22 protein-coding genes are annotated in these 19,637 nt (G+C 40.2%); 17 read left to right on the top strand and 5 right to left on the bottom strand.

Annotated features, from left to right (window positions below):
• Positions 1–2: 2 nt before the first annotated feature.
• The 4 genes from H8Z79_RS09920 to H8Z79_RS09905 are packed head-to-tail and all read left to right on the top strand — an operon-like array spanning position 3 to position 4,482.
• Positions 3–1,340: a TrkH family potassium uptake protein gene (locus H8Z79_RS09920; RefSeq protein WP_118041141.1), complete on the top strand. Its 1,338-nt coding sequence runs from the start codon at positions 3–5 to the stop codon at positions 1,338–1,340.
• Between the two features lie 12 nt (positions 1,341–1,352).
• The gene (locus H8Z79_RS09915; protein WP_015541652.1) at positions 1,353–2,003 is read left to right on the top strand and encodes a potassium channel family protein; all 651 of its coding nucleotides are present in this window, start codon (positions 1,353–1,355) and stop codon (positions 2,001–2,003) included.
• Positions 2,004–2,015: 12 nt separating this feature from the next.
• Positions 2,016–3,788: a DUF4118 domain-containing protein gene (locus H8Z79_RS09910; RefSeq protein ID WP_118041143.1), complete on the top strand. Its 1,773-nt coding sequence runs from the start codon at positions 2,016–2,018 to the stop codon at positions 3,786–3,788.
• Positions 3,781–4,482: a response regulator gene (locus H8Z79_RS09905; protein WP_015541654.1), complete on the top strand. Its 702-nt coding sequence runs from the start codon at positions 3,781–3,783 to the stop codon at positions 4,480–4,482. Before H8Z79_RS09910 ends, H8Z79_RS09905 begins: the two co-directional genes overlap by 8 nt.
• Positions 4,483–5,057: 575 nt before the next feature.
• Here H8Z79_RS09905 and H8Z79_RS16910 read toward each other — a convergent pair.
• Positions 5,058–5,504 (bottom strand): PAS domain S-box protein, encoded by a 447-nt coding sequence (locus H8Z79_RS16910; RefSeq protein WP_015541655.1) that lies wholly within the window; start codon positions 5,502–5,504, stop codon positions 5,058–5,060.
• Positions 5,477–6,202 carry a CHASE domain-containing protein gene (locus H8Z79_RS16905; protein ID WP_243135327.1) on the bottom strand — a complete coding sequence of 242 codons (726 nt, stop codon included), beginning with the start codon at positions 6,200–6,202 and terminating at the stop codon, positions 5,477–5,479. The genes H8Z79_RS16910 and H8Z79_RS16905 overlap by 28 nt, the downstream gene beginning before the upstream one ends.
• A 194-nt stretch (positions 6,203–6,396) precedes the next feature.
• Here H8Z79_RS16905 and H8Z79_RS09895 point away from each other — a divergent pair, with 194 nt between their 5' ends.
• From H8Z79_RS09895 to H8Z79_RS09885, 3 genes are read left to right on the top strand one after another with little or no spacing between them, the layout of a single operon-like run.
• On the top strand, positions 6,397–6,834 hold the full coding sequence (locus H8Z79_RS09895) for a radical SAM mobile pair system MarR family transcriptional regulator (RefSeq protein ID WP_118041147.1): 438 nt from the start codon (positions 6,397–6,399) through the stop codon (positions 6,832–6,834).
• Positions 6,831–7,520, top strand: coding sequence for a radical SAM mobile pair protein A (locus tag H8Z79_RS09890; RefSeq protein WP_015541657.1), 690 nt, complete (start codon positions 6,831–6,833; stop codon positions 7,518–7,520). Before H8Z79_RS09895 ends, H8Z79_RS09890 begins: the two co-directional genes overlap by 4 nt.
• A complete protein-coding gene (locus H8Z79_RS09885) occupies positions 7,508–8,416 on the top strand; it encodes a radical SAM mobile pair protein B (protein ID WP_187002830.1) in 909 nt (302 codons plus the stop codon). The genes H8Z79_RS09890 and H8Z79_RS09885 overlap by 13 nt, the downstream gene beginning before the upstream one ends.
• Positions 8,417–8,578: 162 nt before the next feature.
• On the opposite strand, the gene H8Z79_RS09880 is transcribed toward H8Z79_RS09885, so the two are convergent.
• Positions 8,579–8,932 (bottom strand): cupin domain-containing protein, encoded by a 354-nt coding sequence (locus tag H8Z79_RS09880; RefSeq protein WP_117495883.1) that lies wholly within the window; start codon positions 8,930–8,932, stop codon positions 8,579–8,581.
• 142 nt (positions 8,933–9,074) lie between these two features.
• On the opposite strand from H8Z79_RS09880, the gene H8Z79_RS09875 reads away from it, so the two are divergent.
• From H8Z79_RS09875 to H8Z79_RS09865, 3 genes are all read left to right on the top strand, one after another.
• Entirely contained in the window at positions 9,075–9,407 is a 333-nt protein-coding gene (locus tag H8Z79_RS09875) for a winged helix-turn-helix transcriptional regulator (protein ID WP_015541660.1), read from the top strand.
• Positions 9,408–9,843: 436 nt separating this feature from the next.
• Positions 9,844–10,239 carry an alpha/beta hydrolase gene (locus H8Z79_RS09870; RefSeq protein ID WP_015541661.1) on the top strand — a complete coding sequence of 132 codons (396 nt, stop codon included), beginning with the start codon at positions 9,844–9,846 and terminating at the stop codon, positions 10,237–10,239.
• A 190-nt stretch (positions 10,240–10,429) separates the two neighbouring features.
• Positions 10,430–11,638: a phosphopentomutase gene (locus tag H8Z79_RS09865; protein ID WP_187002829.1), complete on the top strand. Its 1,209-nt coding sequence runs from the start codon at positions 10,430–10,432 to the stop codon at positions 11,636–11,638.
• A gap of 50 nt (positions 11,639–11,688) precedes the next feature.
• Here the strand turns inward: H8Z79_RS09865 and H8Z79_RS09860 are convergent, their stop codons facing one another.
• Both H8Z79_RS09860 and H8Z79_RS09855 read right to left on the bottom strand, forming a co-directional pair.
• Positions 11,689–12,864: a sensor histidine kinase gene (locus tag H8Z79_RS09860; RefSeq protein WP_015541663.1), complete on the bottom strand. Its 1,176-nt coding sequence runs from the start codon at positions 12,862–12,864 to the stop codon at positions 11,689–11,691.
• The gene (locus H8Z79_RS09855) at positions 12,861–13,538 is read right to left on the bottom strand and encodes a response regulator transcription factor (RefSeq protein WP_015541664.1); all 678 of its coding nucleotides are present in this window, start codon (positions 13,536–13,538) and stop codon (positions 12,861–12,863) included. The genes H8Z79_RS09860 and H8Z79_RS09855 overlap by 4 nt, the downstream gene beginning before the upstream one ends.
• 279 nt (positions 13,539–13,817) lie before the next feature.
• Between H8Z79_RS09855 and H8Z79_RS09850 the strand changes: the two genes are divergently transcribed.
• From H8Z79_RS09850 to H8Z79_RS09820, 7 genes are all read left to right on the top strand, one after another.
• Complete coding sequence (locus H8Z79_RS09850; RefSeq protein WP_015541665.1) at positions 13,818–14,993, top strand: TlpA family protein disulfide reductase; 1,176 nt, start codon at positions 13,818–13,820, stop codon at positions 14,991–14,993.
• 59 nt (positions 14,994–15,052) lie between these two features.
• Positions 15,053–15,205 carry a CD1871A family CXXC motif-containing protein gene (locus H8Z79_RS09845; protein ID WP_015541666.1) on the top strand — a complete coding sequence of 51 codons (153 nt, stop codon included), beginning with the start codon at positions 15,053–15,055 and terminating at the stop codon, positions 15,203–15,205.
• Entirely contained in the window at positions 15,198–16,055 is an 858-nt protein-coding gene (locus H8Z79_RS09840; RefSeq protein WP_207726357.1) for a 4Fe-4S binding protein, read from the top strand. Before H8Z79_RS09845 ends, H8Z79_RS09840 begins: the two co-directional genes overlap by 8 nt.
• Before the next feature lie 190 nt (positions 16,056–16,245).
• On the top strand, positions 16,246–17,133 hold the full coding sequence (locus H8Z79_RS09835) for a putative ABC transporter permease (RefSeq protein ID WP_118041159.1): 888 nt from the start codon (positions 16,246–16,248) through the stop codon (positions 17,131–17,133).
• 190 nt (positions 17,134–17,323) lie between these two features.
• Positions 17,324–17,545 (top strand): hypothetical protein, encoded by a 222-nt coding sequence (locus tag H8Z79_RS09830; RefSeq protein ID WP_118041161.1) that lies wholly within the window; start codon positions 17,324–17,326, stop codon positions 17,543–17,545.
• Between the two features lie 28 nt (positions 17,546–17,573).
• Entirely contained in the window at positions 17,574–18,095 is a 522-nt protein-coding gene (locus H8Z79_RS09825) for a CarD family transcriptional regulator (protein ID WP_118041163.1), read from the top strand.
• Between the two features lie 269 nt (positions 18,096–18,364).
• Positions 18,365–19,432, top strand: coding sequence for an Rpn family recombination-promoting nuclease/putative transposase (locus H8Z79_RS09820; protein ID WP_118041165.1), 1,068 nt, complete (start codon positions 18,365–18,367; stop codon positions 19,430–19,432).
• Positions 19,433–19,637: the final 205 nt, after the last annotated feature.

The following is a 19,637-nucleotide window of genomic DNA, read 5'->3' as shown; positions in this document are numbered from 1 at the left end:
TTATGCAGGAGAATTTTCACAGAAAAAAACATCTGACGTCATTTCAGATGATCATATTAGGGTTTGCAGGAGTGATTCTTTTGGGAACGCTTCTTCTGATGCTTCCGGTCTCGTCTGCAGATGGAATCGTAACTCCATTTGACGAAGCACTTTTTACTTCAACTTCTGCAGTTTGTGTGACGGGGCTTGTTGTACAGGACACAGGCAGCTACTGGTCCGGATTTGGTCAGACAGTTATTCTTATACTTATACAGACAGGTGGGCTGGGAGTAGTGACAGTTGCTGTCGCTGCATTTATGCTTTCCGGAAGAAAAATATCTCTTATGCAACGCAGCACTATGCAGAGCGCAATATCGGCACCGCAGGTAGGCGGAATTGTCCGGTTGACAAAATTCATACTGAGAGGAACTTTTTTGGTTGAGGCGATTGGAGCAATTTTACTTCTCCCGGTATTTTGCCATGATTTTGGGCGGAGGGGAATCTGGATGTCCGTATTTCATTCAGTATCTGCATTTTGCAATGCCGGGTTTGACATATTGGGAACAGAAGGGCACAGGTTTGTATCTCTTTCAGGATATGGCGATAATATATGGCTGAATATGGTGATCATGCTTTTGATTATAATCGGAGGTATCGGATTTCTTACCTGGGAAGACTTTTATAAAAATAAATTAAATTTCAGACGTTATCGTATGCAGAGCAAGGTGATTCTGATAACAACTGTTCTTCTTATTATATTGCCGGCAATTTTATTTTTTGCCAATGATTTTGGAGAGTTTCTGTTTAAAAAACGTCTGCTGTATTCAATATTTCAGTCAGTTACAACGAGAACAGCCGGGTTTAATACTGCAGATCTCCCGTTGATGACAGAAGCAGGAAAGTCGGTTATGATATTGCTGATGCTGATCGGAGGGTCACCAAGTTCCACAGCGGGAGGTATGAAGACAACGACTTTTGCAGTACTGATCCTGAATGCATTTGCTACATTCAGAAGCCGTGAAGATGCAGGCGTTTTTGGAAGAAGATTTGATGTTCAGGTGATAAAAAATGCGGCAACAATTGCTATGCTGTACCTGATGCTGTTCTTTGGAGGCGGAATCATAATCAGTGCTTATGAGGGATTACCTGTGCTGACCTGTTTTTATGAGGCAGCTTCAGCTATAGGAACGGTAGGACTGACTCTGGGTGTTACGCCCGATCTGCATATAATATCACGACTGATATTGATTGTACTTATGTATCTGGGGCGCGTAGGTGGACTGACACTGATCTATGCAGTATTTTCAGGAAAAAATAATAGTAATGCAAGAATGCCAATGGAAAAAATTACAGTGGGTTAAAGGAGCTTTTTTATGAAAAATATTTTAATTATCGGACTTGGAAGATTTGGAAAACACATTGCAATGCAGCTTAATCAGATGGGACATGAGATTATGGCGGTAGATCTGAATGAGGAAAGAGTAGAGAAAGTTCTTCCTTTTGTTACCAATGCTCAGATTGGAGACAGCACAGATGCTGAGTTTCTGAAATCTCTGGGAATCGGAAATTATGATATCTGTTTTGTAACGATTGGAGGCAGTTTTCAGAATTCGCTGGAGACGACTTCTTTACTAAAGGAGCTGGGAGCCAGACTGGTAATTTCCAGAGCGGAACGGGATGTCCATGAAAAATTCCTTTTGCGAAATGGTGCAGATAAGGTGATTTATCCTGAAAAACAGGTGGCAAAATGGGCATCCATTCGTTATGCGGATGATCGTATCCTTGATTATATGGAAGTCGATGCATCTCATGCAATCTTCGAAGTAGAAATACCGTATGAGTGGATTGGAAAAACCATAGGTAAACTTGACATAAGAAAGAAACATAATATAAATATTCTGGCAGTCAAAAATGAAGGCGGCGAAATCAGTGTGGCAATATCGGCTGATACAGTTCTGAACGATGGAAGTACACTTCTGGTACTGGGGGATTATAAAACAATTCAAAAATGTTTTCATATCTGAAGATAGTGGGTGATGATAATGGAAAAGGGAACTCTGATATTGAGTGTATGTGTAATATTTGGGCTGGGACTTTTTATGGCGTCAAAACTGGGAAGTTTAATTAAGGAAAGCCGAAAAGAAATTTTTGATGAACGTTCAAACCGGCAGTTATTAAAAAAAGTTGAGATGAGTTCAAAAGGAAGAAAAAAGAATGCAGACATGCATGTCATTCTGGGTACAGCTATGCCGGAAACCGGTCAGAAGCAGAAGTTTAAGCTCCATATTGAAACACCATCAGTAAAAGATTATATTCTGACAGTTTCAATATTTATTGGCTGTACACTGATTGGATTGATATTTCAGAAACTGTATTTCACAGATGCCAATATAGTTACCATATATATCCTTGGAGTATTGCTCACCTCAATTTTAACAGATGGATATCTTTGCAGTCTGGCCGGTTCGTTTTTAAGTGTTGTTCTTTTTTGCTTTTTTCTTACAGAACCAAGAATGTCATTTCAGACATATGCAGTTGGTTATCCTGTGACATTTCTGATCATGCTTATCTCATCCGTACTGACAGGAACACTTGCGGCAAAACTAAAAGAGCATGCAAGGTTATCGGCACAGCAGGCTTTTTGCACACAGATTTTATTTGATACAAACCGTCTACTCCAACAGGTAAAAGACAGAAGAGATATCCTTTGTGTTACCTGTAAACAACTGGTGCGTCTGTTAAACTGTAATATTGTTGCGTATATTGAAGAAAACGGAGAACTGTCCGGCGGCAGTCTGTTTTTTCATAACGACGAAAGAGGAAGACAGGGAGAACTTCTGACATCAGAAGAACAGTATGTAGCCAGGTGGGCATATGAGAATGGGCAGAATGCAGGTGCAACAACGAATCATTTCAGCAGTGCCAGATGTTTATACTTTGTTATTAAAAGTGGAGACAATGTATATGGTGTAATTGGAATTCCATTGCAGAAGAAAAAACTGGATTCTTATGAGAGCAGCATTCTGATTTCTGTTCTTAATGAATGTGCACTTACGATGGAAAATTCACATAATGCAATAGAAAAAGAAAAAAATGCAGTATTTGCTAAAAATGAACAGCTTCGTGCGGATCTTTTGCGTGCGATTTCACATGATCTTCGAACACCTCTTTGTTCGATATCCGGAAATGCAGATATGCTGTTAAACAACGGAAGCTGTCTGGATGAGGCAACAAAACGTCAAATTTATTCAGATATTTATGATGATGCAGACTGGCTGATTGATGTTGTGGAAAATCTGCTTTCTATCACGAGGCTGAATGATGGAAGATTAAAGATCAAATTTACAGATCAGCTTCTGGACGAAGTCATTACAGAATCATTACGCCACATTAGCCGAAAACATGAGGATTATCAGATTGACGTAGAATGTGAAGAATTTATTCTCGTACATATGGATGTGCGGCTTATAATCCAGGTTCTTGTAAATCTGATTGATAATGCAATAAAATATACACTGCCTGGCTCAAAGATATGTATCAGAGGAATAAAGAAGGATGGTAAAGCACAGATCAGTGTAGCTGATAACGGACCAGGTATTTCAGATGAAGTAAAACCGCATATCTTTGAAATGTTCTACACAGGCAATAATACAATCGCTGACAGTCATCGAAGTCTTGGCCTTGGCCTTTCCCTTTGTCGTTCAATTATTGAAGCACACGGGGGAACTCTGGTGCTGACAGATAATATTCCGAGAGGATGCATGTTTACGTTTACTTTACCATTAAGTGAGGTGATATTAAATGAATAAAAATTCGATTCTGGTTGTTGAAGATGATCGTCCGATACGAAACCTGATCATAACAGCATTAAAGACACATGATTATAAATATCTGGAAGCAGAGAATGGTACTTCTGCTATTCTGGAGGCCTCCTCACATAATCCGGATATTGTTTTGCTTGACCTGGGATTGCCGGATATAGAGGGAGTGGAAGTGATCAAAAAAATCAGAATGTGGTCAAATATGCCGATTATTGTTATAAGTGCAAGAAACGAAGACATGGATAAGATAGAAGCGCTGGATGCAGGCGCAGATGATTATATCACGAAACCATTTTCAGTCGAGGAACTTCTTGCACGGATACGCGTCACGCAGAGACGACTTGCACTGATTCAGACAGGCGAGATGCAGGAAGAATCGATTTTTACCAATGGTGAACTGAAAATTGATTATACTGCCGGTTGTACTTATCTGAGAGGTGAAGAACTTCATCTGACCCCTATAGAATATAAACTTTTGTGCCTTTTGTCGCGTAATGTAGGTAAGGTACTGACGCATACATTTATCACGCAGCAGATCTGGAGAAGAAGCTCAGAGAATGATGTAGCTTCTCTTCGCGTGTTTATGGCGACTTTGAGAAAGAAGCTGGAAACAGAAAAGAGTGATGTTTCATATATACAGACTCATGTTGGAATAGGCTATCGGATGCTGCGGATAGAATAAAAAATAATTACTTTAATATGTCATCAAGATTCTGATTCATGATACTTAGAATCTCCATAAATATGATAGTTCAAATTTGAAATAAATAGCGAATTTATTATACTTCTTATGGAGAAATTGTTAAGGAATTATTGAAAAAATAACGGTTACTGTGAACGAAGTCCGTATTTTGTTTCGTCAGTACAGAGATTGTGTAAGGAACTTTTAAAGGCTGTTGCAGAATATTCACAGTTGAATCGGGAAGAATTTTTGGAGACAGTAAAAAAGGCACAGACTTCACAGCAGGCTGCCAGATGAACGCTATGCGATTCTTGACGGACAGTATTTTATAGAACAGAAAGGTTTGCCGGCAGAAATCGCAGATATGAAAGCTTAAGTCGATCCGGAACTTCTGGCAAAAGTATTGGCTGATCCAGAGATGCGGGCATTGCTTAATTCACTGACGAAAACAGATCATACCTTGGCAAATGAAATTGAAGCTCCACATGAGATTTTAAGAAAAAATCCTGTTCAGTATATGAATATGAGCAGGATTTTTCTCTTTACAACAATATTTTTTATAGTATTTCCTTTGATTATCCGGAAAATTTTTCACTGTAATGACTTTTTATATCCTCCCAGTCCATGAACAATACATAAAATACTTTGCCATATTGCTGGTTCTCAACAATTCTCCCATGGTCAAGCACAGACAGATACGATCCATCCGCTCTTCGTAAATGAAAGTGGATATAGTCATTTCCATTGCCATTATCAATCTGTTTCCAAATGCTTGCTTCTATCTTCTTCTTCTCATCTTCCCGTATCAGGTTGCTGAAACTTTTCTTTGTAAGTCTGAATAGTTCATCCATATCTTTATACCCGGCCATATGAAGAAACTCCTGATTTGCATAAAAGAGTTCATCATCTTCTTTGTCTGCTCTGTATATGATAAATGCTCCTGGAAGGTGTTCAGAGATATCCCTGAATGCAAATCCCAGTTGTTTACGAGCCCTTAATTCAAGCCCTTCCCTATAAGCCATGCAGCCATTTTTCCCATCGTAAAGTCATAGGAAACCGGATCCGTTAATTGACGATCTGACTGATAAACAACTTTATAATTATCACTCCATGGATTATCCGTTTTTAAAAGACTATATTCATATCCAAATTTCGAAAGTGCACTTGTTGAATCTGAAAAAATATCCGGAACACGAAGGATAACAATGGTAAATCCCCAAAAATATTCCTGCCCGTTTTCATCTTTCAGATAAATAGGATTGCGGACAGCAATTCCATATCCACCCTGTTTCAATTCAAAAGGCCCCTGTGTAACGATTGTATGATGATCTCTTGCATATATGGAAATTTCACCACGTTCTTTATCATGAATCAGATCAATCTTACCTGCCTCATTTCCCTCGGCCGGATAAATATCCGTTACAATACCAGCCGGAGCAAGCTGTACGCTTTCAACAGAATCCGACATAATATTTTTTGCAATTGTGTCAAATTGATTGATTTCTCCAGTTCCGCTGATCAAAAGCTGTTTCAGAACATCTGTAATCTCTATTCCATTTATAATCTCATTCTTTATACGTTCTCCATAGGTTGTTGCATTTAATTGTGCTGTTGTGCGGCTCTGCTCTTTTTCATGAGTATCTGTTTTGTATACAACTAAAGTAACAAGGCATATGCCCATTAAAAAAACGAGAAGAGGCACAATTATCTTTTTTTTCACCTGATCACCTCGTTTTATCTATCTGATATTTTTATAATTAAGCATTATATCACGGAAGTAAAAAATTTGAATAAATTTTGCAAAAAAAGAAGAAGTCATAAAATCGGAATTTACTTCTACTTAGACATACAAACTGTTGACAGTAAAACTCCTATATAGTATTATTTGATAAAATACTATATAGGAGTTTTTGCGTGAAAATGAATGGCGGATTTCTTGTTACCAAAATAAAACAACTTGGAGATCGAATCTTTGAGAAGATTCTCAGCGAAAAGAATATTGATGCGTTTAACGGAGCCCAAGGGCGTATTCTTTATGTACTGTGGCAGGAAGATGGAATCTCAATCAGGTCACTCTCGATTAAATGTGGATTAGCGATAACTTCTCTTACTACGATGCTGGAAAGAATGGAAAATCAAGGGCTGATAAGACGTGTTCAGTCTGAAACGGACAAAAGGAAAACACTCCTGTTTCTGACTGAAAAAGCACATGCCTTAAAGGACAAATACGATTCTGTATCTGATAAAATGGGCAGTATTTACTACAAAGGTTTTTCGGAGGAAGAAATTACCCAGTTTGAGGAATGCCTCGACCGTATCAGAAAGAATCTTGAGGAGTGGCAGAAATCATGAGTATTTGTATCAAAGATCAGATTCAAAACATGAATATCGTCATCGGATGTACAGTGGGGTGTGCATATTGCTATGCCCGCAATAATGTGAAACGCTGGCATATGATTGATGACTTTGCTGACCCTGAATTCTTTCCGGGTAAGCTCAAGATGATGGAAAAGAAACGTCCGCAGAACTTTCTTCTTACCGGCATGAGCGATCTTTCCGGCTGGAAGTCAGAATGGAGAGACGAGGTATTTGAAAAAATCCGTGAAAATCCACAGCATCAGTTCCTGTTCCTTACAAAGCGACCAGATCTGCTGGATTTTGATACAGATTTGGAAAACGCATGGTTTGGTGTTACGGTGACGAGAAAAGCAGAACTGTGGCGTATTGACGCACTACGGGAAAATGTCAGAGCAAAACACTATCATGTTACCTTTGAGCCGCTATTCGACAATCCAGGTTCAGTTGATTTTTCCGGGATCAACTGGATCGTTGTCGGCACCATGACTGGAGTTCAGAGCAGGAAGGTTCATACGGAGCCGGAGTGGGCATGGTCTCTGACAGATCAGGCGCATGTGCTTGACATTCCGGTATTTATGAAGGAAGATCTTGTCCCTATCATAGGGAATGAAAATATGATTCAGGAAATGCCGGATGAATTTAATAAAGTGTTGGAGGTACAGAGATCATGGCAGAAGTAATAAATGGAATCCTCATTAATGAGGCGGAAACAAAGAACATCATGACCAAGTCCAGTCTGCCTGTAGGCGGTTACTCGGTCAATCCATATGTAGGCTGTACACACGCCTGCAAGTATTGCTATGCTTCTTTTATGAAGCGCTTTACCGGACACAAGGAGGAATGGGGCACTTTCCTTGATGTAAAGCATTGGCCGGAAATTAAGAATCCGAAGAAATATGCCGGACAGCGGGTGGTCATCGGTTCTGTGACAGATGGCTACAATCCACAGGAGGAGCAATTCGGGAATACCAGAAAACTTCTGGAACAGCTGATCGGCAGTGACGCAGATATTCTGATCTGCACAAAGTCGGATCTTGTGGTACGAGATATTGATCTGCTGAAGAAGCTTGGACGAGTAACCGTTTCATGGTCGATCAACACACTAGATGAAAAATTCAAGAACGATATGGACTCTGCTTCTAGCATTGAGTGCCGTATCGCTGCTATGAAGCAGGTATATGAAGCAGGTATCCGTACAGTCTGTTTCGTATCCCCGGTATTCCCCGGTATCACGAATTTTGAAGCGATCTTTGAGCGGGTAAAAGATCAGTGCGATCTGTTCTGGCTCGAAAATCTCAATCTTCGAGGCGGTTTCAAAAAGACAATTATGGATTATATCGCCGGAAAATATCCTGATCTTGTACCACTTTACGACGAGATCTATAACAAGCATAACCGCAGCTACTTTGAAGCACTTGAAGTAAAAGCTGAGGAAATGGCTAAGAAGTATGATTGCCCATTTGTGGATAATGAAATGCCTTATGGCAGAGTCCCGCAGGGACATCCGGTGATCGTAGATTATTTCTATCATGAGGAAATCCGAGGGACAGAGAATACAGGAAAAAGAAATCGTTAATCTAAACGAAAATTAAACTGATGATGGTGGAGAAATTTATTTATCGCCATTTGAAATCGAGAAGTTCTTGTTTGAAAAATAGAGAAATTGTAAAATTGAAGAAAAAATGCACAGTTCTTAGCTTATCGGGAGCTGTGCATTTTTGTAAATAAATACTTTTAATTAGCCGATTACGGCGTCCTCTGCTGTAAAATGTTCCAGAGAATTTTCTTTTACCTGAATGCAGATATAAGTAATTCCGGAAATATCGGATGCAAAAAACTGACGCTTTGCAGCAGGTGCGATTTTTAGCCAGTCTCCAGTTGAAAGGCTGATTTCTTCTCCATCAATTATGGCTTTGCCGTTACCTGAAAGAATTCCATAGATTTCCTCATTTTCTTTATGAGAATGAACAAATGGGACATTTGCTCCTGCAGGTAGTTCGTTTAAACTGATTTCTGCACCTGTTAAAGACAACTTTTCATGCAGTTCAATTCGGTTTTCCTTTCCAATAGTTGTTTTTGTGTAATTTGTCATAATAATACCTCCATAGTTGATTTGTAGTTTCTAATTACATGGCATTAGTATAGTGTGAGACACATACAAAAACAAGTACGCACCTTTTTGTAACTGTACACTCAAAATTGAATGTGTTACAATAGACTCGGAGGTGAGAATTATGCGAGTAAAAGAAGAATTACCGGAATGTCCAGTTGCAACAGCAGTATCTCTCATCGGAGGAAAATGGAAACTGCTGATTTTGCGTAACTTGAAAGAGCGCCCATGGAGATTCAATGAGCTACAACGAAGTATAGATGGTATTTCACAAAAGGTTTTGACAGATAGTTTAAGACAAATGATGAGTGATGGACTGGCATATCGCCACGATTACCATGAGCAGCCACCGAGAGTTGAATATGGATTAACGGAACTCGGAACAAAAATGCTTCCAATTGTTAATTCACTTGCTGACTTTGGTAACTACTATAAATCACTTATTGAACAGAAATAAGTACGTTAGTATTTGAAAAGCTCGAATAATCAGAATTGATGGAGGAAAACTTCATTTTTCCAGTCGCTCAATATTAAAAATAATGGAGTCAGATATAGGAGGATATATGAAGTTTCGTGAACTTCCACAAAAATGGAAAATGACTGTGACGATATTACAAATTTTAGCAGTGGGTCTACCAATTGCATTTCTGTGTTGTTTTTAATACTACTTGTCATATTTAACCTTTTTCTCAATTCATACCGAGCAGAAAATGCCATACAGCGGGCAAAGCTCGTTAAAAATGACAGTGAACTCATAGGGGAACGTATTGAGATTCCAAGAGACGGAAAAGCCAGTGTAAAGGCAAATCTTTATGTGCCGGATTCTATTGGCGATGGACGATTACCGGTTGTATTTAATATTCACGGAGGCGGCTTTGTTGGAGGAGACGCTGATGGGTTACAGTGCCGGAGCCTATTATGCCGCAGACAGCACGAGATTGCTGCAAAAAGCAGATTTCCAAATGGCATCGTTGGTATTGTGTTATCCGTGGACTACCGGACTGAGTGCAGATAAGCTGGAAAAAGATTATCCGCCTACACTTTTTATTCTTTCTGGACAAGATCCAATCTCTCAGAAAGCAAAAAATTATGTGAAGGATATGAAATCTGCGGGATTAGAACTGGAAGTGATAGAGTATGAAAATGCAGTTCATAGTTTTATTGAGTCCAATAACCCGGAAAGAATGACTGAAAGTACGGTTGATATGTCAAATGTAATCAATCCAGAACAGGAGTCTCTTGCCAGAGAGGCAGAGGCAGCCATTTCGGAATGGATTAGATTGCAATAAACAAAAGACGATATTATTATCCCTAATGGAACGCCACAATTCCAGTTTTTGAAACTGAGGAATTTGAATTTGGAGGATTGAATTATGTGGAATGAATTAGGCATAAGCGGAGCAGCCTGTCGATGTAATTGTAATTCTATGGTCATCGGGGTATAATTATCATAATATAATGAAAGCAGGTGAGTTCCATATGACAAAGGTAAACGGTAAAATGAAATATCAGAGAATATTTGTAATTGTGCTGGATTCGGTCGGCATGGGATATATGCCGGATGCAGCGAAGTTTGGAGATGAGGGAGCAGATACGCTCGGTCATCTGGGCAAATATCTGCATGAGGATAAGCTGCTTCATCTACGGAGTCTGGGTCTGGCAAACCTGAAAGCAATGGAAGGTATTCATCCTGTTGAGAAACCGCTGGGCTGCTACAAGCGAATGAAAGAGCAGAGCAATGGCAAGGATACGATGACCGGACACTGGGAAATGATGGGTATCCATACGACAAAACCGTTTAAGACATTTACGGAAACCGGTTTTCCGCAGGAGCTGATCGACGAGCTTGAGAAGCAGTGTGGCAAAAAGGTTATCGGAAATAAAAGCGCAAGCGGAACAGAGATCATTAAAGAACTTGGTATGCAGGAGATGCAGGAAAATGCGATGATCGTTTATACTTCTGCAGATTCTGTATTGCAGATCTGTGGAAATGAAAAGACATTTGATCTTGCAAATCTGTATCGCTGCTGTGAGATCGCGAGAAAGCTGACGCTCAAAGAGGAATGGCGAGTAGGTCGCGTAATTGCAAGGCCGTATGTCGGTGATTCACCGGAGAACTTCAGACGAACCAGCAACCGCCATGATTATGCATTAAAACCGACGAATAAAACAGCAATGGATGCGTTGAAAGAAAACGGTTACGATGTGCTGGCAGTCGGTAAGATCCATGATATTTTTGATGGGGAAGGAATTACAGATTCCGTCCATTCCGTAAGCTCTGTCAACGGAATGAATCAGACGATTGATTATGCAAAGACTGATTTTACAGGACTTTGTTTTACAAATCTTGTTGATTTTGATGCGCTTTGGGGACACCGCAGAAACCCGGAAGGATACGCGGCAGAGCTTGAGCGTTTTGATGTGAAACTAGGTGAGTTTCTGAAAGTTCTCAGGGATGATGATCTTTTGATGATCACTGCGGATCATGGAAATGACCCGACTTATACAGGAACCGACCACACAAGAGAATATGTACCGCTTCTTCTGTATTCGCCGAAACTGACAATAAGAGGAAGTCTGCCGGAGTCTGATTCCTTTGCTGACATCGGCGCAACGATCGCAGCAAATTTCGGAGTTGCGATGCCGGAAGAAACAATCGGCACATCGATGAAAGAAATTTTAGATTGAAAATAAATACAGGCACAGATCACATAAAACAGTGGTTTGTGCCTGCTGCTTTACAGTGGCAGTATGAGAGCAATCGTGCTGCCGTTTTTATCGCTTTTCAGGACTTTTACTTCTCCTCCATGCTGTCTGGCAATTTCATTTACGAGCGCGAGCCCCAGTCCGGCACCGCCCATGGCGCGGCTTCGTGACTTGTCTACACGGAAAAAAGGGGCAAAGATTTTTTCCTGATATTCCGGAGAAATACCGATTCCGGTGTCAGATACTTCAACGAGGGCGCAGTCTGTCGGAACAGGAGGAACAGCAGTGTTCAGGAGAGATTTTTTCTGCCGGATGTTTACCGTTACTTTTCCACCGGGATGGTTGTATTTAATCGCATTTTCCACAAGATTATACACAGCACGGTAGAGAAGAAGATAACTTCCGGTGATGGTACAGTCTCCATCCTCCTGAATCAGCTTAATTTGTTTTTGCTCAGCAATTGAAGTCAGGTCGCAGAGAACTTCATCTGTAAGCTCTGCCAGCGAGATTGTTTCAGAACGTTCAATCGTCTGTATCCCGGTCATATCGAGAAGTATTTCTGCCAGATGGGAGAGTCGTCCGGTCTGTTCCTGAATCATGGAAAAAAGCTTCTGATATTCATCAGCGGAGGGCTCTTTCTTGCGGGAAAAAACTTCCAGATTTGTCTGCATGACCGCAAGGGGTGTGCGAAGCTCATGCGCGGCACTGGCAGAAAATTGTTTTTGTGCGGTAAAGGCATCATTCAGACGGGAAAGCATTTCATTAAAGGAAAGTGTCAGATTCGAGATCTCATCGTTGCTGTCCGGTACTTCAAGTGGTTCGGAGAGGTTTTGTGCCTGGATTTTTTCAACTTTTGTGCTGAGATTGTGCAATGGTTTTAATGCCCGGCGACTGACAAAATATGTGCAGGCACTGCTCAGCAGAATGATGAGTACTGTAGTGATAAGGCTTCGGATCTGAAAAAGCTGTTTGGTCGTTGTTACCTGTTCTGAGAGATCAGGAAACAAGATAGTTGGATCTATGTTAAAAGTAATTGGTGAAGAATCGGTTTTATTAATTTGTACGATATAATTTTGCAGGTGGTCCATACCGGTAACTGCGGACTGACTGATAAAAAAGTACATCAGTATGCAGGTGATTGTTACAAGCAGAGCGGTGATCAGTGTCAGACGCCATTGCAGGGAGAGTTTTCTGGAAAAATTTTTCATGATATTTCCTCCATCAGAATATATCCCTGTCCGATTTTATTCTGAATCGGATCAAAGCCCAGTGCAGCACGAAGTTTTTTGCGCAGAGAAGAAATGTGGACGCGGATTGAATTACTGAAACTGTTAACACTTCCGTCCCAGAGATGTTCGATCATTTCCTCGGGGCTGATGATACGACCCTGATGGAGCAGGAAATATTCCAGAAGTGCACTTTCTTTTCGGGTAAGGGAAAGAGTCGCATCATCTACACTGGCTTTCCGTGTGCGTGTATCAAAAATGATGCGGCCACATTTCAGACAGATGTCTTCCTGAATAAATTTTCTACGGGTGAGACTGCGGATTCTGGCTTCCAGTTCTTCAAAGTGAAAAGGTTTGGTGAGGTAATCATTGGCGCCAAGATCCAGTCCCTCTACTTTGTCCTGAATCTGTCCACGGGCGGAAAGAATCAGAACCGGTGTGGTGCTGTCAGATGTACGGAATTGCTGCAGAATGTCAAGACCGTCTGTTCCCGGAAGATTCAGGTCCAGAAGAATCAGATCGTAACTTTCTGTCATACATAATTCCAGTCCTTCGTTTCCATCAAAACAGGTATCTGTTTCGTATCCATTCATGCGAAGACCCTCTGCAATGGAGCAACAGAGTTGTTCTTCATCTTCTATAATTAATATATGCATGTAAGCTCTCCTTTTTAAGTGGTAGTACCTGAGAATTGTTTTGTATCAGGTATTTCGATAATTCTGTCTGATAGTATCATATCATGTTGGACATAAAATTCCTGTAAAAAAAATTACATATTTCAATGAAATCGGCATTTTGATCAAAAAATTTCATTTTCGTGTTTTCTTAACACCAATTTTATGTACAGTATGGTATAGTTTTGTCTATAGTAATCGCAGTGAGCACAGCTCACGCTGTAAAATGCAAACGAAATCAATTGAAGGGAGATATATATCATGAAATTCAGAATGAAAAAAATAACAGCACTTATGGCAGCTGCAGTATTAGGAGCATCCACCTTTGGAGGAGTATCCGTAATGGCAGCAGAAAGTACAGAAGCAATGGCGGTTCCGGCAGACCAGGCCGGAATGGTAGTTGATGATGATGCAGTTGCTGCAGAGGGGGATGCAATCCCGTCTGATTTTATACAGGGTACTTTCAAACCATCTGAGACAACTGTGCAGGCACAGGATTCTTATGAGTATCCATTCCTTGGACTTAACATGAAACTTCCAGAGGAACTGCTTAAACAGATAAAAGCGCAGACTATTGCGATGATCTCAAATGAAGGATGGAATGACACTGCAGATGCAATTAAATATGCATATATAAGCTGGAGCGAAATGACCGAGGAGCAGAAAGAGGCAGAGGTTGACAAGCTTGGAACAGCGTATGATGACTGGTGCAATAGTCTTGCAAAAATTGGAGTGATTGGAATCTATGACGAAGATTCTGAGAAAGAACTGGATGAGATCACAGGCTGTACAGAACACAAAGAAATCGGAAGCAGCAGTGATGGAAAGTATAAATATTATCTGAGCACTAATAAAGATGCAGATGAATCCCTGAAAAAAGAAGTGGAAGAAATTGATGTGACACTCACAGAGATGACACCATTCCAGCAGCTTTCCGCATTTGATCAGCCACAGGATACCAGCAATGCAGGTGATTCTACAACTGTGGGTAAATTTGAGACAAAAGGTGTTGACGGAAAAGACTATACAGAAAAAGTATTTAGCGATTATGACCTGACTCTGGTCAATATTTTTACTACCTGGTGTTCTCCATGCGTCAATGAGATTCCGGAACTGGAAAAACTCTATGAGGAGATGAAAGAAAAAGGAGTCGGTGTTGTCGGTGTTGTTCTTGATACAGTAGGAGATGACGGAAAACAGGATGATGCTACCGTGAAAAAAGCTGGTGTTCTTCAGGAAAAGACAAAAGCTTCTTATCCTTTCCTGATTCCGGATTCAACAATGATGAATGGACGTCTGAATGGCATCTCTGCTTTCCCGGAAACCTTCTTTGTTGACAAAGATGGAAATATTGTAGGAGAAACATATTCCGGAAGCCATAGCCTGGATGATTGGAAGAAAATCGTAGAAAAAGAGCTTGCGAATGTTTCAAAATAAAAGAGTATAGTTGTGATAACCGGCAATGCCGGTTTCCGGCAGAAAGATAAAAGATAACTATGATAAAAAAAATAACAGAAACAAAATGGGCAGGAGTTGTTTTGGCAATTCTTGGAATCCTTCTGATGATCTTTGGAATCTACAGAGGCGAGATGTCCGTTGTTTTTACAAAAGCAATTAATATCTGCATGGAGTGTATTGGAATTGGATAATAAAAAAGTGAAAATAAACGAATGGCCGCGACATGGAATCCAGGCATTGTGGGCACTGCTGACTAACAGTCATCTGTCTGGTTTTGTGACCGGCAAGATCTATACCGGAAAGCTGAAAAATGTCTGTGTTCCGGGGCTGAACTGTTATTCCTGTCCCGGTGCGACAGGCGCCTGTCCGATTGGTTCTCTTCAGGCGGTAATTGGAAGCTGGAATTTCAAAATGGCATATTATGTGGTCGGATTTCTAATTTTTGTGGGAGCATTGCTGGGCAGACTGGTCTGCGGATTCCTGTGTCCGTTTGGACTGATTCAGGATCTGCTCAATAAGATTCCGTTTCCAAAGAAAATCAGGACATTTCGCGGAGACAAACTGCTTCGCAAACTGAAATATATAATTTTTCTTGTGTTCGTAATTTTATTGCCGATGTTTGTGGTAGATATCATGGGACAGGGTGCACCGTATTTCTGCAAACTGATCTGCCCGGCAGGAACATTGGAAGGTGGTCTTCCGCTTGTATTGTTGAACAGGTCCATGCGGAGTGCAGTTGGATGGCTTTACATATGGAAAAATGTGATTCTGGTGATTACGATTATTTTGACTATTCTTATTTACCGGCCATTCTGCAAATATATCTGTCCGTTGGGAGCTTTTTATTCTATATTCAATAAAGTATCTGTTTTTCGCTATCGTGTAGATGAGGCGAAGTGCATTCACTGTGGGAAATGTGCAAAAGCATGCCAGATGGAGGTCAACCCTGTGGAAAACCCGAACAGTGCAGAATGCATCCGTTGTGGAAGATGTAAGAAAGCCTGTCCGACACAGGCAATTCAGTGTGGAGTAAAGAGATAATATTAATGCCGTCAGGTGGCCCGGAGCTAACTGGCGGTATTTTTACGTTATAGGAAATCACTCCGTAATCTTCCTGTTACATAAAAACGTGACGAAATATTGCATAAGATTTGTATAGGTAAATATTGGTGTGTCTGGTATAATAAGTTTACTTGTATCAAAAAAAGAAAAATGGAGGAGGGTATAAGTAATGATTTGTGGAATGACATATTTTCAGATATGTTTGTATTTTTTGTTTTATTCTTTTGGTGGATGGGTAGTTGAGGTCATCTTCCATGCGGTGGCACTTGGAAAGGTGATAAACAGGGGATTCCTGAATGGTCCGGTCTGCCCGGTATATGGTTTCGGAGTGCTGTCTGTTTTTGCTCTGCTCAATACAATTCAGAGCGGCGGACATGTGATGAGTGAAGGAATGATCTTTGTTTTTGGATTTGTGCTGGCCACGCTGGTAGAATTGATCGCCGGATGGCTGCTTGACGTATGCTTTCATGCAAGATGGTGGGATTATTCAGATAAGCCGCTGAATTTTCATGGATATATCTGTCTGGAGTTTTCACTGATCTGGGGACTTGCAATCGTGATGGTCGTAAAAGTTTTTCAGAAGTATGTGGAGAATCAGGCATCACACACACCGGCAACGTGGGAATGGGTTGTGATGGCAATCTTGTATGCGGCATATTTTGCGGATTTTGTAGTGACTGTCGCAACGATCCGCGGACTGAACAAGAAGCTTACCAGACTGGATAAAGTCAGCTCCGATATGAGAATCGTAAGTGACAAACTCAGCAACACACTGGCGATGACCACGATCGATACTGTTCAGAAAGTCGGTGAGGGCAAAGTGCAGGTTGCACTTGCAAAGGCAGAGCTGCGTGATGCAACAATAGCGCAGAAAGATAAGTCAATCGAAATGCTTCGAACGAAAAAAGCAGAACTTCAGGCACAGTTTGATGAGCTGTCCGGTTCTATCACAAATCACACTGTATTTGGACAGGGACGAATCATTAAAGCTTTCCCTGAGATGAAACACAGAGATTATTTTGAACTGATTCAGGAACTGAAGAAGAAATTGAAGTAAAGTTATTTGCATGATTGCAGGCGTGAGTAATAATGACTAAAATTTACAATATGTTTTTTGGTCAAAATCGCTTTTGAAATAAAATTTTGATAGTTTTATAATAAGAATAGCAGCAGGCAGCGTATTTGTGTAAGGTAAACGACACGTATGCTGCCTTCTTTTATAGAATGGTTCAGAGGAGGAAAGGTATATGCATGAATATGAAATATTTATTGAAGAAATAAATCCATGCGGGGGAGAGAAATACAGCAAAAAAACTTTGATTGAGGCGGAAGCAGCCAGTCCGGAAGCATATGTAAAAGAGAATGGAAGATTTCCTGTTCTGGAAGCTATGCGCAACGAAGAGGGAGATGTTGTGATTGTAACAGGAGATAATCAGGGGTCTTTTGTACGTTATACCTTTACGGAATAAAATGTGTTGGTAGTGAGGAGAGAGTTTTGTGAGATTCAAGATTGGAGATTTTGTCAGTAAGCCAGTTACAGGTGTATGTGAAATAGAAGATATTGTGTCTCTGGATCTGACTGAAAAAAAAGAGAACAAATTATATTATCTGATGCATTCTATGGAAGATATGCAGGGAAAAATCTATGTTCCGGTATCAAATACAGCTTCAAGATTAAGATTATGCCTGACAAAAGAAGAGGCATGGAATTTGATTGAACGTATTACGGAAATTCCGATTGCATGGACAAATAACGAAAAAATGAGGGAACAGAAATATAAAGAGGCTGTGAAATCAAATGATCCTGAGGCATTAGTTGCAATTATAAAAATGATTTATCAGAGAAAACAGCAAAGACTTGCACAGGGAAAAAGGTGCACTGCAACAGATGAAAGATATTTCAGGACAGCAGAAAACCTGTTATATATGGAGTTGGGAACAGCTCTTGGAAAACCGAAGGAGAAAATCTGTGAAATGATTATTGAGTATATCGATAAGAGCAGGTGTGTATCTGGCTGAACCGTTTGCAGTTTATACTACAGCACCGATGTTCTTCTGTTATTATCGGAAATTAATCTAAAATAGAATTATACCCGATCGGGATTGTTATGTTTAAAGATATCAAATCCAAAAGGCGACTGGTATCATGGAGAAGAAAACACTCACACCGAACATCGGTGGAATTGGGGAGGGTTATAAAATTTTAGGTTGTTCCTTTAAAATCCGCGTGCTACAATTATAGTGTAAATATCTTTTGATCTGTGATTTGTTTCCAGTGAGGAGGCAAAATGGAAAAAGCATCACAGGACAAAAGAGAAAACAACACAAGCTACCAGCCGGAAATACATGTGAGAAATGCAAACAGCCGGGAGATTTTTAAAAACAACAGGCTGACAAGCCAGTTTCTGAGAAATTACGCAAATATTCCGTTGTTGTCAAATGTGATGCCGGAGGATATTGAGGATATATCAGAAAAATATCAGGCATTTCTGGGTGTGGAATTTGAAGCGGATACAATCAAAAAGGTATATATTCGCAGGGCAGACGGCACAATAGAAAGAGAAGTTTACGTATTATCATTAATTGAACATAAGAGTGGAAATGACTATGATGTGGCAATGCAGTTACTTCGGTATATGTGTGTAATCTGGCAGGAGTATAAGGCGACTCAGAATAGAATTCAGGAGGGAAGCAGTCGACGAAAAAATTTTCGATATCCACTGATTATTCCAATCGTATATTATGAAGGAAAAAAGGAGTGGACGGCAAGCCTGCGCCTGAGAGACAGAATTGAGTTTTCTGAGGAAATGGCTGAGTATATCCCGGATTTTACATATCAGGTAGTGAGTTTGAATAAATATACAAATGAAGAGCTCAGCGAAAAACATGATGAAATGTCACTGGTGATGCTGATTAATAAAATACAATCTGAGGAAGATCTTTCGGAATTCAGAAAGGTTTCCGAAGAAATGGTGGAGTCTGTTTATGGAAATACATCAGATGAGATAAAAGAGATATGTAAGAAAATATTATGGTCATTACTAATGAAATTGAAAGTACCGAATGAAGAAGCCAGTAATATTATAGGCGAGATTGGAGGTCATGGTATGGGATATCTGTTTGAGAATATGGATGAAATAGATATTGGGGCTCTAAAAAGAAATACTGCAAGAGAGAAGCAACGAGCAAATGAAGAGAGACAACGAGCAGATGAAGAGAGACAACGAGCAGATGAAGAGAGACAACGAGCAGATGAAGAGAGACAACGAGCAGATGAAGAGAAGCAACGAGCAGATGCACTTGAAGATGAAGTTAAGCGTCTCAGGAAGCTGTTAGAGATTCAGAAACAGAAGTAATATAGAAATACCGTAACTTATCAATAAAGCTAAAAATGGAAACAAGTCAAATCAAAAGATGTAAGTAAGAAAATATCGTTTTGCTGTCTGAGTGATGGTAAAGCGATATTTTTTATTGTGAAATTGTACTTTAATACTTCTTGACAAATTATCAGATCCTTATATAATTATCATAGGTAATTAACAAGGGTAATTAATTATGATA

Source organism: Blautia intestinalis, from assembly GCF_014297355.1.
GTDB classification, from domain to species: domain Bacteria; phylum Bacillota; class Clostridia; order Lachnospirales; family Lachnospiraceae; genus Blautia_A; species Blautia_A intestinalis.
This window is presented reverse-complemented; position numbering and strand designations above follow the sequence as displayed.

What these genes read in the sequence shown, in the direction of transcription:
- H8Z79_RS09920 (WP_118041141.1), top strand. Translation starts at nt 3, where the DNA reads ATGCAGGAGAATTTTCACAGAAAAAAACATCTGACGTCATTTCAGATG.
- H8Z79_RS09915 (WP_015541652.1), top strand. Translation starts at nt 1,353, where the DNA reads ATGAAAAATATTTTAATTATCGGACTTGGAAGATTTGGAAAACACATT.
- H8Z79_RS09910 (WP_118041143.1), top strand. Translation starts at nt 2,016, where the DNA reads ATGATAATGGAAAAGGGAACTCTGATATTGAGTGTATGTGTAATATTT.
- H8Z79_RS09905 (WP_015541654.1), top strand. Translation starts at nt 3,781, where the DNA reads ATGAATAAAAATTCGATTCTGGTTGTTGAAGATGATCGTCCGATACGA.
- H8Z79_RS16910 (WP_015541655.1), bottom strand. Translation starts at nt 5,504, where the DNA reads ATGGCTTATAGGGAAGGGCTTGAATTAAGGGCTCGTAAACAACTGGGA.
- H8Z79_RS09890 (WP_015541657.1), top strand. Translation starts at nt 6,831, where the DNA reads ATGAGTATTTGTATCAAAGATCAGATTCAAAACATGAATATCGTCATC.
- H8Z79_RS09885 (WP_187002830.1), top strand. Translation starts at nt 7,508, where the DNA reads ATGGCAGAAGTAATAAATGGAATCCTCATTAATGAGGCGGAAACAAAG.
- H8Z79_RS09880 (WP_117495883.1), bottom strand. Translation starts at nt 8,932, where the DNA reads ATGACAAATTACACAAAAACAACTATTGGAAAGGAAAACCGAATTGAA.
- H8Z79_RS09875 (WP_015541660.1), top strand. Translation starts at nt 9,075, where the DNA reads ATGCGAGTAAAAGAAGAATTACCGGAATGTCCAGTTGCAACAGCAGTA.
- H8Z79_RS09870 (WP_015541661.1), top strand. Translation starts at nt 9,844, where the DNA reads ATGGGTTACAGTGCCGGAGCCTATTATGCCGCAGACAGCACGAGATTG.
- H8Z79_RS09865 (WP_187002829.1), top strand. Translation starts at nt 10,430, where the DNA reads ATGACAAAGGTAAACGGTAAAATGAAATATCAGAGAATATTTGTAATT.
- H8Z79_RS09860 (WP_015541663.1), bottom strand. Translation starts at nt 12,864, where the DNA reads ATGAAAAATTTTTCCAGAAAACTCTCCCTGCAATGGCGTCTGACACTG.
- H8Z79_RS09855 (WP_015541664.1), bottom strand. Translation starts at nt 13,538, where the DNA reads ATGCATATATTAATTATAGAAGATGAAGAACAACTCTGTTGCTCCATT.
- H8Z79_RS09850 (WP_015541665.1), top strand. Translation starts at nt 13,818, where the DNA reads ATGAAATTCAGAATGAAAAAAATAACAGCACTTATGGCAGCTGCAGTA.
- H8Z79_RS09845 (WP_015541666.1), top strand. Translation starts at nt 15,053, where the DNA reads ATGATAAAAAAAATAACAGAAACAAAATGGGCAGGAGTTGTTTTGGCA.
- H8Z79_RS09835 (WP_118041159.1), top strand. Translation starts at nt 16,246, where the DNA reads ATGATTTGTGGAATGACATATTTTCAGATATGTTTGTATTTTTTGTTT.
- H8Z79_RS09830 (WP_118041161.1), top strand. Translation starts at nt 17,324, where the DNA reads ATGCATGAATATGAAATATTTATTGAAGAAATAAATCCATGCGGGGGA.
- H8Z79_RS09820 (WP_118041165.1), top strand. Translation starts at nt 18,365, where the DNA reads ATGGAAAAAGCATCACAGGACAAAAGAGAAAACAACACAAGCTACCAG.